A 14,888-nucleotide genomic window follows, 5' to 3' on the forward strand; every position below is an offset into this window, starting at 1 on the left:
GCCTGGGGTGGGGCTTGATTTGGCATGGGAGCCCTTACTGGCTGGAAACGGAAGAGGATTGCCGGGCGGGTGCGCCGGCCGGGGAGAAGAACATCACCAGCGCCACCAGCAGATAGATCAGATACGCACCCAGAGTGCTGACGGTCGGGGCATCCTGGTAACCGAACATGCCGGCCAGCACCGAGCCCAACGGGCCGTCCATCGGCAGCGTCGCGCTGAAGTCGAACAGCACGGTTTGCAGGTGGTTCCACAGCCCGGCTTCGTGCAGCGCCTGCACCGAGTTGGCGAGGATGCCGGCCGCCACCACGAGGATGAACAGGCCGGTCCAGCGAAAGAACGCCGCAAGATTCAGGCGCATGCTGCCGCTGTAGATGAGCAAGCCGATGACGATGGCCAGGACCAGGCCGAGCAGGGCGCCGATCGGTGCCGCCGGGCCCTGGCTTTGCTGGAATACCGCGAGCAGGAAGAACACGGTTTCCAGGCCTTCGCGGGCCACGGCGAAAAACACCATGGCGATCAGTGCAATCACCTGGTGTCTGGAACCGCTCAACGCGTGGTCGAGGGATTCGTGTAGCGAATGCTTGATCGAGCGCGCCACCTTGCGCATCCAGAACACCATGGAGCTGAGAATGCCGACGGCCACCAGCCCGACGACGCCTTCAAACAGCTCCTGTTGTTTCTGCGGAAACTCGGCACTGACCAGTTCCAGGCCACCGCCCACCAGCAAGGCGAGGGCGACGGCAAGAAACACCCCGATCCACATCGCCGGCAGCCATTGGCCGCGACCGGTCTGTTTGAGGTAACCGGCGATGATGCCAACGATCAACGCGGCCTCGACACCTTCGCGCAGCATGATCAGGAAAGGAACAAGCATTCAGCGGCGTCTCGAACTTAGTTAGGGAGCTAAGTTGTAACATAATGACACTCATTCCCATATGGTATTGATTGGCAATTACCTGAACCTAAGCTGAACGATCCTGAAGATCACGCTTTGCCCTGTAGGAGCTGGCTTGCCAGCGATGGCGGCCTGATTGCCGACTATTTTCCATGAGGTGTACATATCCGTTGCTGCGGTCATGGCCACTTATGGTTCCGCTCTTACAGCGGGTCACTTTGGAAAAGCCCCAAAGTAACCAAAGGGCTCTTGCCCCTGTCGTTCGGTGCCTCGCCTAGGCTCGGCATGCCCTCGCTCCGGTCCTGCTCCGTGGGCCCGCCGCCATCGGCCATCCATGGCCGGGGGCGGCTAACCCGGCATCCATGCCGGGTTACCCACTGAGCAGAACCTGCGCTCGGCCTCTCGAGGGGGCAAGAAGATCAAAAACCAAAGCCAAAGCGAGGCGGCCTACCGGCCGGCCTGATCGCGGAATTCGTTCGCCTGTGAAAAACCTGGTCGGCTGGTAGGCGTCATCGCTGGCAGTCTCTCCCACAGGTCTTGCGTACACCCGCAAAATGGCGGTTGCACAGGACTCATGTAGGAGCTGCCACAGGCTGCGATCTTTTGCTCTTCTACTCAGGCGGATCAATTCGATCCAGCGCCCGATTCACCGCCAGTTCTCCCAGCATGATGACTTGCGCGATACCCAAGAGCGTATTGCGACTCGATCCCTCCGTCCGGTCCGCCAGATCCATCGTCATGACATTGGCAGAGGCCAGCGATTCGCACGCGTGGGCCAGGAGGCTTTCGGTATCGAGTTCAGGATTAACGAAAAACATCGTGCATAGTTTGCGTGGAGCGTCTCGGATATCGGCTGCAGAGGGAATGGTGGCGGTGGGGTCGAGGGGATTATTGGTTCTGGAGGACGTTGTCGGATCAGTATCCGGCGGGCTTGGCGTTACCTTGAACATTTCTTAGATTCCTGATTTGTGCCGGCACCAGTTCCCTACTAAAGAAAGGGGTGGCAGCTGTACGCAGGTTAGTAGACCGGGGAATCTAAGAAGCCGGCGCGCCCAAGGGCGCCCTACGTACAGCCACCATCAAACCGCAGGCGCAATGCCTGACTGATAGAAGCGTTGTACGACTTAGATTTAACCACGGGCTACTAAACCCGATCACTGACAATCAGTGACGCGAATCAAGTTACCGAGCGGTCCCAGGGCGCACAAGCCGGCGGATTCTGGCGTAACCGTAGGCAACGACGCAAGGTGATGTAGCTTTCGTGAAGTAACCTCGAAGGCGTTTAAACAAGTAGCCGCTCGCTCGCAAAACCGCTGAAACCAAACGCCGAAAACCCCTCACCACAACCAGTCGACAAGACCGTACAAAAACTGACGGACCGGGCGCGCAGCCTTCCCGGACCCATCCTACGTGCCTTGTAGATATTTCCTATTTGAACGCTTACCAGCTTCTAGAAAGCTGTCGGGCCGTCATCGCTCTGCATTGACCGAGCATGAATTTGATCCCCTGGGACGTACGCATCTCTCTGGTTGACCCCTTTTGCAAAACAAGGAGCGACATACAACATGGCCAGCGTTCTTTCTCGACTGTTTGGACTCCACAAGTACGACGCTACTTCGCGGTCTGATGCATCGCAGGTTTCTAACTTGCCCGAACCTGATAGCCGTTCTCTCTCTACATCGCCTTTGGCAGAGCCTGCCCCCAATACACTGCGCCCCGTGGAAAACTGGTGCCATCCGTTCAAGGACACCCGCGATCCGCTGATGCAACTGACCCAACTGGCCAAAGCGGTGGCTGGCTATTACCCACTTGGACGTAGCGGCCTGTGGCACGGCGGCGTGCACTTCGACAGCGGCACCGCCGGCACCCTGAAGCAATCCAGCGTGCATTGTCTGGCCGACGGCGAAGTGGTGGCCTACCGTATCGATACGGATTCGCCGACTACCGCTTATTTCGACAAAGACAGAACAATCGAGAAACCCTTTTCGCGCAACTTCGTATTGGTTCGCCATCACCTTCAACCGCCGAAGATCGAAAGCAGCCTGGACACTCCACCGAGCCTGACTTTTTATAGCCTCTACATGCATCTGCAAGATTGGGCGAAGTACCAGAAGGATTCCACCCTCGCTCGCCCGAAATTCTGGCCCGAGCATCCGACCTTTCGCGTCAAGCAGACGGCAAATGACGTCCTTCCCGGCCAGCCTGAGCAGCTTGGTTTGAAGGTGTACAACAAGTCGCATGGTCAGCTAATCGATTTTCTGCCGCGAGGCGCCGAAGTGGCTATCAGTGGCACCGGACCATTTCGCAAGTTGGAGAGCAGCCTGGGACCGGCCAAACTGCTCAACCCCGATGGCTCGATCAAGGGCTATCTCTCCACTCAGGTGCTCAAACACCCAGACCGCAACGAAACCCGCATCAGTTCGTCGAAGAGAACAGTCAACGTTCGGGCCGAACCGGTTATTGCCGATAACGTAATTTTCGATTTACCGCTTGAGTCGGAAGCCACGGTCAGTGGCGAAGGCGAGTTTCGCAAGCTCGAACGCATCAACCAGTATGTACATTTTGACTCGCTGGAAAGTGCCATTGAGCCGGTAGCGACAGATCAGATCGTGGTGCTTGACCAGCCTGTCGCAATCAAGGCAGGTGACCTCATCGGCCATCTTGGCCTGTATCAGGACGGCGGCGCGAATCAGCCGGACGAGAAGCTCCACCTGGAAACCTTCAGTGGTGATGACGTTGAGGAATTCATCGAAGCCAGTCGATTGTGGGCCCAACGCCTGCCGGAGAAAGACAGGACCTGGCTGAAGCTCCCTATGGGCACGCCCGTAGTACCTCCTGAAGGAAATACCACGGCTGCGCTATTGCAGGCATCGAGTGCTTCCAGCCCGCGCAGTGCTGCCGATTTGCTGGTCCCCAAGAAGCTGCTCGATGATCTGCCGGCGGACCGAAAAATCCAGGTGCCCGCGAGCCCGACACGCAAAGCTCGCACCTGGTATTACCTGAAACATTTGCTTCACGACGCCGACAACAATCTTCTTGATGGCTGGGTGTGTGAAGAGCCAGGCGTAACGCCTTGGGTCAGTCCGTGGGCCTGGGAAGGCTATGACGTCATCATCGACTACAGCAGACCCAAACACTTGCTGGCCTCTTTTCTCAGCACCATTGGCCGTTTCAGCGACGAGGAACGCGAGCGCTATCGTGCCATTGCCGAAAAAGACGACAAGGGCCCGATGAAAAGGCGGTTGTACGAAATCATCGGTCGCAACCCCGACGGCACGCTAACGGTCTCTGAATTGCTGGCGGCCCTTGAGCGACCGGCTCATGCGCAGTCGATTTCGCAGATGATCCTGTACAAGGAAAGCGAGTGGTTTCAGCAGCCGAAGATATGGGACGCACTGGATGAGTTGCTAGGCCATAGCGGCTCGACACCGCACTTGAATTGGCTGGCGGAGAAGCAGCGGATTGCGCAGATGGGGTGGTGGAGGGAGGTTGCGGAAAAGGTCGGGTTGCCTTCTTGGGGGAGTGCTTATCACTTTCATCCGATTGGGTTGGTGGGGATTTTTAGCAGTAACCGATTTAAGTTTTCCCTTGAAACTATGAAAAGCATTTATCCGACGCTCCGTGAAGATCGATACGGTGATTTGCAGAAAATCGCTGACGAGTTAAACGCAAATCTCGATTTTTTCAAGTTAGATACTCCGTTGCGAAGAGCTCATTTTTTTGCACAGATAAAACAAGAAACAGGGGAGGATTTATCGGTAGATGAAAGTTTCGCGTATAAATCCAGCGCGTTGATTGACTTGTTCAGTTATTTTCGGAGTAACCCGGAAGAAGCCGGGCGATACGGGTACAAAATTAAGACAGAAAAAATCAAAGAAAACGGCGCGCCTATGACCCGAGTCGATTACGAGGCCATCGCTAATGGCGCCTATGGGGGGCGTACCGAACTTGGCAATCGAGGGGTTTCAAGCGGTGATGGGTGGAGGTATAGAGGGCGAGGTTTGAAGCAGTTGACAGGGTTACACAATTACACACTATTTCAACGTTGGCACTCAAAGTATTCGGCGCAGTGGCCAAACGATAATGCAGATTTTGTTGTGAATCCTGATTTGTTGTTGGAGATGAAATATGCAGTTCGATCGGCTGCGAGTTTTTGGCTGAATAATGAGTTATATAAAATAGCAGATAAAGGCAGCGCTTTGGATGTTGTGGATTCAATAACCACTGTTGTAAATAAACATACAGCGAGCCACCCAGATAGAAGGGAGTACTTTGTTGACCTGTTAAGGAAAGGGAGTTTAAATTGAAAAAAATACTGATGGTTTTTTTGGCTGTTGCATCTTTTGTGAGTCTTAAGGTTTGGGCGAGGGATCCATACGTAGACATAAATTCAACAATGTGCACTGAAGGGGAGGATATTTACATTAGTTGCGCATTTAATCCCGGTCAGGATCAATACAACTATGTAGGGAGAGTTGCGTCAATTTGCGCGAAGGCCAATACATCTCCTGATAGTGGCTATGTACAGTATCGCTTTGGTAAACCGTCCTACGGTCTTGGTCCGGCAAGCGTAGAGTTGCAGTATCCAGAGAAAAAAACACCTCCCAAAGGAATATTCACGATTTACAATTCGACAAACCATGAAAGTAACGGGGTGGCTCTTCGCTTTACAAAGGGAAATTACCTGTACTCCTTCGAAAGTCTGAACTCCTTGAGCTATAAAGTTGTTGCAAAAAAACAAGGTGAAAAGGTTTTCAATAAAAATTGTGATCTCCCTGGTTTAAATTATTTACCCGATAGTGCATATCGAGGCATCCAAACGATAGAGCTTGGCCCAAAAAAAATATCCGGGGCGAATAAATGCAGCGGTATTGGTCTTCGGGAGGCTTATAGCTCTATGGAGCTAGATAGAGTGAATGCATGTATTGTCTACACAAAAACTAATTTGCAAGCAGATGCGCAATTGTTTCGTGAGACTGATGGAATATCCCTTTATTCAGTTATTTTATCTGAAAACCCAAAGCTTGTTTATGAGTTTCCATACTTGGGTACGGGAGGAGTAATCACTGACGCATTTTTTCTTCCCGTTGGTGAAGGGGGAGAAGAACTGTTGTTCGTCGTACATCGCATGGAGATGCCAAAAATATGGGATCCGGCAAGCGATATTTACGATGTAAGTGTTTTTAGGTTGGAGGCGGATACTCTAATTCTGGACAAGAAGCTCACTCGTTTTTTTCATTTGGGTGGGGATGAGGTGGATAAGCAAGGGGGAACTACGTATGTGTATCCGTATAAAGACAAAAAAAGTGTTCAGAAGACGGCGGGGTCGCCTTTGTTTCAAACCATCCTTACTGGCAAAGTAATAAACGGCTCCATTATGGAAAAAGCATCTCTTTATGATGGCGGTTCGGAACCGTTGCTGCAGTATTCACCAAAGATGTATTTAATTAAGGGGGACAAAGTTTTAGTGGAGGATTCGTGGGGCGGATGGTGCAAGGTCTCATACCAAGCGAAAGTTGAAATAATTACAAAGTGGGTGCAATGCAAGTCGATAAATTTTTCGGCGAGTTAGGTGAAGTCATGCCAATCAGACTGGATAAAATTCTGCCTCTCGCACTGCGTCCTCAACCACCTCGATTTTTACTTTGGCTCGGCCTGTTGTTGCTGTTCTGTTTGCTGGGCGTCGGAGGCACGCTGTTGTTCGGCGACGAAACCGTACCCCAGCGGCCTTCGGATTTCTGGAGCCTGGCCTTGGGCATCCCAATCCTGGGTTGGTGCGTGCTGGGATTCGGGCGAGTGCTGTTGTACACCGGTGAAGAGGGTGCCGCCGATGGCTGGGATGAGGCTCGCGAAAAAGACATGAGCCGAAAGATGCGTCAGGGGCGTCGCTCGCAACAGGTGTTGGGCGTGAGCGTGCAGACTGCTCTTGCAGAACCTGCGGATGATCCGGAAATACAGCTGGACGCTCTGCTGAGTGGGACGAAGGCGCTGAAGTCACAAGCGTCCAGGGTGGATGGATCAATACTTCGCCATAGTTGTTTATCTAACGATGCAGATGAAAACCCGGAAGCAATATTGCTGAGTGTATGGGCGCAGACACTCGCCGACCTGGCGCCGACTTTGGCGCAGTTGCCTGATGATCAACCGTTGGCCCTGTTGCTGGATGTCGATACCGGTTTGCCGGAGCAGCAATGGCGCCGGGTGTGGCGACAGGCATGGCGCGAATCCGGTATTCGCCAACTCATAACCCCCGTCGATGGTCGCGGGCTGACTGCATTGGACCAGTGGCTGGACAAGCGTATTGCTGATCGGGAGTTGTTGTTGGTTTTGGCCGTGCACTTTGCGCCGCAGCAGCCGGATGGCACGGCGGAAGTTGCCGTCGGGTTGCTGTTTGGTAACCGTCTGACGCAAACCACGTTATCGCCGATAGCCTTACTTCATCGGCCGGAGCAGGCGCGCAAGCCCATCTCCGATGACCTGCTTTACGCTACGCGACAGGCGATTGAGTGGGCGCCGCTTGAAACGAGATCAGTCGAACAGGTTTGGCGAGCAGGTATTGATGTTCGGGGGAAGGCCGCCATTGCACGCGTGATGACTGAAGTCCCCATGTCTGTCGATAGGTCGGGATTGTGCGACCTTGATGCAATGTTGGGTCATCCAGGCTGTGCTTCGTCTTGGTTGGCCATAGCTGCCGGGACGCAGGCGATTCGGCGCGGTGCCGGGTCGCAATTTATCTACAGTGGTGGCGCGGTTGCGGCTGGACTGTGGGGAACGGTGCTGATTCCGGCATCATCACTTTGAGGAAGAGGGCTCGCAGTCAGAGTTGTTTGCGCTGTTTATCGAGTGGTTGCGCAGGCACTGACTTTTCAGGTTGCCAATTACCTGTAGGAGCGAGCCTGCTCGCGAAGAACCCGAGAGCACCGCGTTTATCCAGGAAGCGCATGCCATCGTTCACTACCATCGCGAGCAAGCTCGCTCCTACAGGTGTAATTGATCGATTACAGATTTTTCAGCCAATCCAACACCCGCAGGGTTTCGTTGCCCACAGGAACAGCGTCAGGCGAGCGGTTTCAGCTAATATGCCCCCCACTCGAACAAGAACAGGCCTTGCCGCGATCCATGTCGGAAAAAGACACCATCAGCGCACAACTGCTGCGTGAAGCACTGCTGCAAAGTTGCGCCCCGGGAGCCGCCACCGAAGAGGTGTTGCACAAGCTCGGAATCGACCCGCGGTTACTGGACAGCAGCGATGCCCGCCTGCCGGCCACCACCTATGCGAAGTGCTGGCGGCTGTTGGCACGGCGCGGGGATGACGAGTTTTTTGGCATGGACCCGCGCAAGCTAAAGTCCGGCAGTTTTGCCTTTCTGTGTCGCACGGCCATGCTCCAGCCCAACGTGGCGGCGGGACTGACCTGCGGCCTGGACTTTCTGTCGTTGATGCTTGAGCACTTGCCGGCGCAGCTGGTGCGTCAGCAAAGCCTGGCGGAAATCGTCCTGCTGGAGGACGACAAAGACCCGCGCCGGGCCTTCACCTATTTCACCTACTGGATGATCGTGCACGGCGTTGCCTGCTGGCTGGCAGGACGGCGGATTCCGATCCTGGCCATCGAACTACGCTGTTCGAAGCCGGATTTCTGCGATGACTATCAGGTGATGTTTTCCGAGAACCTGCGCTTCGACCGCCCACGCACGCGGATGATTTTCTCCGCCGATTACCTGGACCTGCCGATCAAGCGCAGCCCTGAAGAACTCGAGCGATTCCTGGCCCGTGCGCCGGCGAACATTCTGGTGAAGTACCGCGATCCGCAGAGCCTGGCCAGCCGCATCAAACACGACCTGCGCCACCTGCCGGCCGAACACTGGCCGGAAACCGAAGCCCTCGCGCAACGCCTGTGCATGTCGGCTTCAACCTTGCGCCGCCGATTGGCCGAAGAAGGGCAAACCTATCAAGGCCTCAAGGACGGCGTGCGCAAGGAGCTGGCGATTGTCTGGCTGGCGGAGCCGGCGATCAGCTTCAGCGAAATCGCCACGCGGCTCGGGTTCGCTGACGTCAGTTCGTTCTACAAGGCGTTTCGCAAATGGTCGGGGTCAAATCCTGGGCATTACCGCAGCCTGATTCTCAATGACACCGAGTAGGTTCAGCGGCGCAACGGTCATTTCTTCCCAGGCTGTTAACGGCTGCCAGTGATTGGCCCTGGCAGATTGAGCGTGCCACTGTCCACGAAGCGCATGGTGTTGAACAGGCCACCCGAGAGCTTGCCGTGCAGGATATAAGGCATGTTGTTGAGCGTTTTCATTTGGCTGATGCCATAGGTCTGGCGGACCATCGAAAACGCCGAAACGCTGACCGGTACGCTGACGACGGTGTCGGAAAAGCGCCCGATCGTACCCCTCTCATCGGTGACGCCAGAGGCGAAGGGCTGGCCGTTGATGTCCAGGTCCAGCGCGACGCCGCTGTAGGTGACGGTGATGTCATTGGGGTTCTGCACGCGGATTCTCACGGCAAAGCGTACTTCCATGCCCTCGCCTTGCAAGGGCTCGACGCCCACGACGTTGATTTTCAATGGGTCTCGATTGGGCAGAGAGGAGCAGGCGCTCAGGCAGAGCAGGAGGGAAATCAGGACTGCGTGGGCGCTGCGCATGGACGTGCTCTCATCTGAAAAAGGGCTGAACCGTCAGCGGCTCAGCCCTTGAGCCGGTCTAGCGGTTTGACTGTGCGACCACCGCAGCCTTTGCGGGTTCATCCCTGACGGTCACATCGGGGTTCTGCATCACCTGAAGCACGGAGGCTTCCGGATCGAATTCGTCCTCTTCCAGTTCGATGAATTCCTCGGGCAGGAAGATATTAAGAACGATAGCGCACAGCGCGCCGACGGTGATGGGCGATTCGAAAATGTTGTGCAGGGCCTTGGGCAGTTCACGCAAGACTTCCGGTACGGCGGCCACGCCCAGGCCCATGCCGACGGAAATCGCCACGATCAGCATGTTGCGCCGATGCAGGCCGGCCTCGGCCAGAATCTTGATCCCGGCCACGGCGACGGTGCCGAACATCACCAGTTCGGCGCCACCGAGCACCGGTTTCGGCATCAGTTGCAGTACCGCGCCGATCATCGGGAACAGGCCAAGCACCACCAGCAAGCCGGCAATGAAAAACGCCACGTAGCGGCTGGCCACGCCGGTGAGCTGGATCACCCCGTTGTTCTGGGCGAAGGTCACCATCGGCATGCTGTTGAACACCGCGGCCATGGCCGAGTTGAGGCCATCGGCGAGCAGGCCGGACTTGATCCGGCGAATGTACACCGGGCCTTTGACCGGTTGCCGGGAGATCATCGAGTTGGCCGTGAGGTCGCCGGCGGCCTCCAGCGGCGACACGAGGAAAATCACCGCCACCGGAATGAACGCCACCCAATCGAAGGAGAACCCATATTTGAAGGGTACCGGTACGCTCATCAGCGGCACTTCGGGCAGGCTGTTGAAATCCACCTGGCCCATGAGCCATGCCACCCCGTAGCCCAGGGTCAGGCCGATGACAATCGCTCCCAGGCGCAGAAACGGCACGTCCACCCGGTTCAACACCACGATGGTTCCCAGCACCAGCGCCGCCAGGGCCAAGTGACTGGCCGCCCCCAGATCCGGGGCGCCGAAGCCTCCGGCGATGTCGGTCATCGCCACCTTGATCAGCGACAAGCCCATCAGCGTGATGATCGTCCCGGTCACCACCGGGGTGATCAGCATGCGCAGTTTGCCGATGAACTGGCTCAGCACCACCTCGATGAACGCGGCAAAAAAGCACACACCGAAGATGGTCGAGAGGATCTCTTCGGTGCCGCCGCCCCGGGCCTTGACCATGAAGCCGGCGCTCAAAATCACACTGATGAACGAGAAACTGGTGCCTTGCAGGCACAATAGGCCCGAGCCCACCGGACCGAAGCGCCGCGCCTGGACGAAGGTGCCCAGGCCGGAAACGAACAGCGCCATGCTGATCAGATAAGGAATTTCGCTTTGCAGGCCCAAGGTGCTGCCCATGATCAGCGTCGGGGTGATGATGCCGACGAAACTTGCGAGCACGTGTTGCAGGGCGGCGAAGAGGGTGGCAGTCAGATGCGGGCGGTCATCGAGGCCGTAAATCAGGTCGCTGTGGCGTGGAGCGGGGGCTTTTTCGGAGGCGGTCATGGTGGTTTGCGTGCCAGAAGGCGGGCCGGGTCAGAAAATGGAGGCGCAGGATGCCAGAACCGCCCGGCCACGGCAAAAGAACCTCCAAAACAGCGACTTACAGTCGAGGGGCGAGCACCTCGCCCACACTGCGGCGTTTGGCGTGCAGTTGGCTGGCCTGGATCAACTGTTCAAGGTCTTCGGGCGTGACGTCGTAGAACGCTTCCATGTCGGCCAACGCCAGTTTCAGGTCTTCGGCAGTGATGGCCTGACGGTCGACCGGCGGGTGATCGGCATGAATCCTGGCCACCGGTTCGCTGGCACTCTTGGGGTAACGAACGCGGGTCAGGTTGTTGTAGGCCAAGGCGCAGAACAGCATCGTCGCTGCGCTGAGCATCACCGGTTCAATGGCTCTCCAGTCCATTGCAATGGTTGCCGGATCGGCCAGCACCAAGGTCAGGGCCAATGCACCGGCCGGTGGATGCAGGCACCGCAGCCAGCACATCAGGATCAACGCCATGCCTGCCGCCAGGCAAGCGCTCCCGAGGGTTCGGCCCAACACATGGGCCACCAGCAACGCAATCACCGCGGCGCTCAAGTAGCCGCCCAGAATCGACCAGGGTTGCGCGAGCGCGCCCGAAGACACGGCAAACAACAGTACCGCCGACGCCCCCAGCGGGCCGATCAGGTGCTGGGCCACCTCAATGCCGAACACCTGGCTACAGAGCCACACGCTCATCAGTGTCCCCAAGGCCATGCCGATGGCGGCGCGGCTCCATTCGGTGGGGCGGGTGTTGATGGCGGCGGGCAACCAGCGAGCAAGCATTCCGAGAAAACTCCGGCAAGAAAAATTCGAGGCAAAAAAAGGGCTTAGCTGGGAAACCCAGAAAGCCCTTGAAGGTGTTCCAACTGTTGGGGGAGGAACGCGCACAGTGTGCCGTTCAATCCATCTACTGACAAATTCATATTAATGAGCTTTCAGTGCATTAATTTTGCTGTAAGTTGCCCCGTCGGCCGCTGATGTAGCACAGCAAACCACCCAAGGCAGCGAGTGCACTCAAGGCATAAAACATCGTCGGCGCCGGGGTGTGCATCAACATGAAGCCGCAAATCACCGGGCTCAACGCACCGCCAAGTGCAGCAAGGTTTTGTGCGCCGTAGTAACTGCCGCGCAGTTCTTCCGGAGCCAGGGTGTCGACGAAGAGAAACTCGGCCGGGTAAATGATGATTTCACCGAGGGTAAAGATAAACATCGCCACGCACCAGCTCACCAGGCTGTCCGCCAGGCTGAAGCCGATCAGCCCGAGGATGAACAGGCCGGTGCCGGCCACGATCCATTGGCGCAGTTGCTCGCGCTTGAGAAAACGCCCGATCTGGTATTGCAACAAGATCACACTGATGGCGTTGCAGGCGAGCAGGGCGGCCATGATTTCCATGGTGTGCTGGGGGCTGCTGGTTACCAGCAAATACTGCGACAGGTAAAAGGTAAATCGCCCGTGCACCACGGTGCTGAGCAGGCAACCGGCGGTGAACAGGATCAGGGTGCGGTCGTTTTTCAGGGTGATCAGGGTTTTGAGGAAACTTTGCGCCTGGCCGGTGACAGACAAACGCGCCGGGGCCTTCGCGATTCCGGTCATCAGGAAAATACTGAAAAAAGCGATGGCCGCAGCGATCAGGAACGGTGCACTGGCAAAGACGCCGGCAATCAGCACACCGAGCATCGGCCCGACAGCGTAGCCAATGTTGGTCAGTGTATAGCTCAGGGAAAACGCCTTGGCGCGCTGACCCACCGCCAGGTTGTCGCTGAGGATCGCTTTCGAACCGATGAGGAACAGCGATGAAGCGGTTTCGGTGACGATCAGGGTGATCGTGGTCAGGTAGAGGTTTTCAGCAAAGGTCAGCAACACCAGACCGACAGCGCTGGACGCCATCGAGAGAATCAGCAACCGGCGTTTTTCGAAGCGATCGATGATGTAGCCGCCATACAAGGAGAGCAGGGTGGCGACGAACACCGCAATGCCGAGCAGCAAGCCAACGTCCTGTTGGTTGAGGCCAAGCTTGTCGCTGACGAACAGTGTGAGCAACGGGCTGGTGATGGCGCGGCTGACGACGATGGTCAGCGAGCAGATCAGCAGGCGGCGGATGAGGGGGGAGTAGCTGGTCACGACGTGAATATCCTTATTCGATCGGGCCGGCATCAGCCCGATCGTGAGCGCTACTCTAGCAGTCGGACACTCGGTCGTTGCTACGGGATTTGCTTGAGGTGCAGCAGCACGAAATCATTCTTGTCGAAACGCCCGCTCAACACGGGTGGCAATGCACCTATAGCCGTGCCTTGCAGTGTCTTGTAAACGTTCAGGTCCATCATCAGCCACGCCGGGCCCTTGAGGGCGTCAAGTTCCTGGTGTGAATCGGTGAACTCCGGTTGCAGGCCTTGATTGATGTTGACCATGAACTTGATGGCTTTGGCATCCTTGCCCATCGCGTGCATCACCAGTGGTGCGGGGTCTTTTTGCACGAGTTCAAACGCTTCGTGGCTGAAGGTCCGGGTGTCGTAAAGCTGTCGCTGGATCGGCTCGAACTGCAGGATATATACCGACCACAGTGCCAGGACTGCGCAAAGGGCGAGAGTCTGCGCGCGCCAGCGGGGATGCCTGAGCGCTACGACGGCGACCGCTTGCAGCGCGCCGAGAATGATGAACAACGACGTGAGATGGGCCACGTCTTCGGGGAATCTTCGCTGTATCACCAGCAAGGTCACGATCAGCAACCCCGGAATCAGCAGCCATAAGCCCTGCATCAATACGCGCAGCCAACCGAACAGCCGACCTTGCACGGCGTAAAACGGATAAGCCGCCATGATCGCCGCCATGGGCAGAATCGGCAGCAGGTAACGGGCCTTTTTTGCCTGCGGGACGGAAAGGCCGACCATCACGATCAATCCGGCAGCTGCGCAGTACAGCGTCAGGCGCAATGCCGGGCCTGACTGTTGTCGGCCAGAAGCGGCGACCGCCACCAGCGCCAGCACTGCCAGTGGCCAGGCCAGTGCGTAGTTGCCTACCGAACTGGTGAAGTAATACAACACCTCGTTGGAGCCCTCGCTGCCGTCCATGCGTCCCATGAACTGCATGCGAATCACGTCCTGCAAAAAGGCCGGGCCGCCACTGACGTCCGCCAGCCACAACAAAAGCCCGACGCACACCGCCAACAGCATGGACGCCAGCAATCCGAAGACCAGCATTCGTCTCCATTGGCGATTTACCAGGAAATAGCTGCACAGCATCCCCGTAGGAATGACCAGGCCGATGGGCCCACGAATCCAGAAGCCCAGCAGCAACAAGGCGTAGATCAAGGCCCAGCGACGCGGAGCGGCAAAGTGATCGGCGGTATAACCCAGGTAAAACACACTGAACGCGACGGCCGCCAGCATCAGGTCGAGGGAAACGGCGCGGGTTTCAGTGATAAAGGTGTTGGTCAGCAGCATCAAGGCGATGCTCAGCAGCGCCCAACGCGTGGAGTAGGGCGCCAGCAAGCGGTACATCAAGGTGACGATGACCGCTGCGGCGATGGCGCTCGGCAGCCATGCGGTCAGGCTGGTGACCTGGCCGAACGGCAGCGAAAGCAGCCAGATGAATAGCGTTGAAAGTCCCGAATAGTCTGCGTAGGGCTGGCCATAGGTCGTCGGAAAAAACGACGGCCCATTGCGCAGCATCTCCTGGGCGAACAGCACGAAGCGCGAATCGAAGCCGATGGCTGCCTGCTGATACATCCCGGCGCAGAACAACAACAGCGCCAACAGACCCAGCGCGAGGGACTGTTGGCGGATGTGAGGGATCATGAG

11 protein-coding genes are annotated in these 14,888 nt (G+C 56.9%); 4 read left to right on the plus strand and 7 right to left on the minus strand.

What is annotated here, in order from left to right; translation table 11 throughout:
- Positions 1–34: 34 nt before the first annotated feature.
- Positions 35–874 (minus strand): iron uptake transporter permease EfeU, encoded by an 840-nt coding sequence (efeU, locus tag KGA85_RS12330; RefSeq protein WP_223461140.1) that lies wholly within the window; start codon positions 872–874, stop codon positions 35–37.
- A gap of 632 nt (positions 875–1,506) precedes the next feature.
- Complete coding sequence (locus tag KGA85_RS12335; protein WP_223543149.1) at positions 1,507–1,845, minus strand: DUF6124 family protein; 339 nt, start codon at positions 1,843–1,845, stop codon at positions 1,507–1,509.
- Positions 1,846–2,460: 615 nt separating this feature from the next.
- Between KGA85_RS12335 and KGA85_RS12340 the strand changes: the two genes are divergently transcribed.
- The 4 genes from KGA85_RS12340 (at position 2,461) to KGA85_RS12355 (ending at position 9,031) form a co-directional block, all read left to right on the plus strand.
- Positions 2,461–5,202 carry a glycoside hydrolase family 19 protein gene (locus KGA85_RS12340; RefSeq protein WP_223543150.1) on the plus strand — a complete coding sequence of 914 codons (2,742 nt, stop codon included), beginning with the start codon at positions 2,461–2,463 and terminating at the stop codon, positions 5,200–5,202.
- The gene (locus tag KGA85_RS12345; RefSeq protein WP_223543151.1) at positions 5,199–6,467 is read left to right on the plus strand and encodes a hypothetical protein; all 1,269 of its coding nucleotides are present in this window, start codon (positions 5,199–5,201) and stop codon (positions 6,465–6,467) included. The genes KGA85_RS12340 and KGA85_RS12345 overlap by 4 nt, the downstream gene beginning before the upstream one ends.
- Positions 6,437–7,696 carry a hypothetical protein gene (locus KGA85_RS12350; RefSeq protein WP_317850332.1) on the plus strand — a complete coding sequence of 420 codons (1,260 nt, stop codon included), beginning with the start codon at positions 6,437–6,439 and terminating at the stop codon, positions 7,694–7,696. The genes KGA85_RS12345 and KGA85_RS12350 overlap by 31 nt, the downstream gene beginning before the upstream one ends.
- Positions 7,697–8,014: 318 nt before the next feature.
- Positions 8,015–9,031 carry an AraC family transcriptional regulator gene (locus tag KGA85_RS12355; protein ID WP_223543158.1) on the plus strand — a complete coding sequence of 339 codons (1,017 nt, stop codon included), beginning with the start codon at positions 8,015–8,017 and terminating at the stop codon, positions 9,029–9,031.
- Between the two features lie 35 nt (positions 9,032–9,066).
- Here KGA85_RS12355 and KGA85_RS12360 read toward each other — a convergent pair whose 3' ends face one another.
- From KGA85_RS12360 to KGA85_RS12380, 5 genes are all read right to left on the minus strand, one after another.
- Entirely contained in the window at positions 9,067–9,537 is a 471-nt protein-coding gene (locus KGA85_RS12360; protein ID WP_223461141.1) for an LEA type 2 family protein, read from the minus strand.
- 58 nt (positions 9,538–9,595) lie between these two features.
- Positions 9,596–11,068 (minus strand): nucleobase:cation symporter-2 family protein, encoded by a 1,473-nt coding sequence (locus KGA85_RS12365; RefSeq protein WP_223461143.1) that lies wholly within the window; start codon positions 11,066–11,068, stop codon positions 9,596–9,598.
- 97 nt (positions 11,069–11,165) lie between these two features.
- A complete protein-coding gene (locus KGA85_RS12370) occupies positions 11,166–11,873 on the minus strand; it encodes an HPP family protein (RefSeq protein ID WP_223461145.1) in 708 nt (235 codons plus the stop codon).
- Between the two features lie 160 nt (positions 11,874–12,033).
- Positions 12,034–13,212, minus strand: coding sequence for an MFS transporter (locus KGA85_RS12375; RefSeq protein WP_223543152.1), 1,179 nt, complete (start codon positions 13,210–13,212; stop codon positions 12,034–12,036).
- 80 nt (positions 13,213–13,292) lie between these two features.
- A complete protein-coding gene (locus tag KGA85_RS12380; protein WP_223461147.1) occupies positions 13,293–14,885 on the minus strand; it encodes an ArnT family glycosyltransferase in 1,593 nt (530 codons plus the stop codon).
- Between the last annotated feature and the right edge of the window lie 3 nt (positions 14,886–14,888).

The sequence above is a fragment of the Pseudomonas sp. GL-B-12 genome (assembly GCF_019955895.1).
In the GTDB taxonomy this organism is placed as follows: Bacteria; Pseudomonadota; Gammaproteobacteria; order Pseudomonadales; family Pseudomonadaceae; genus Aquipseudomonas.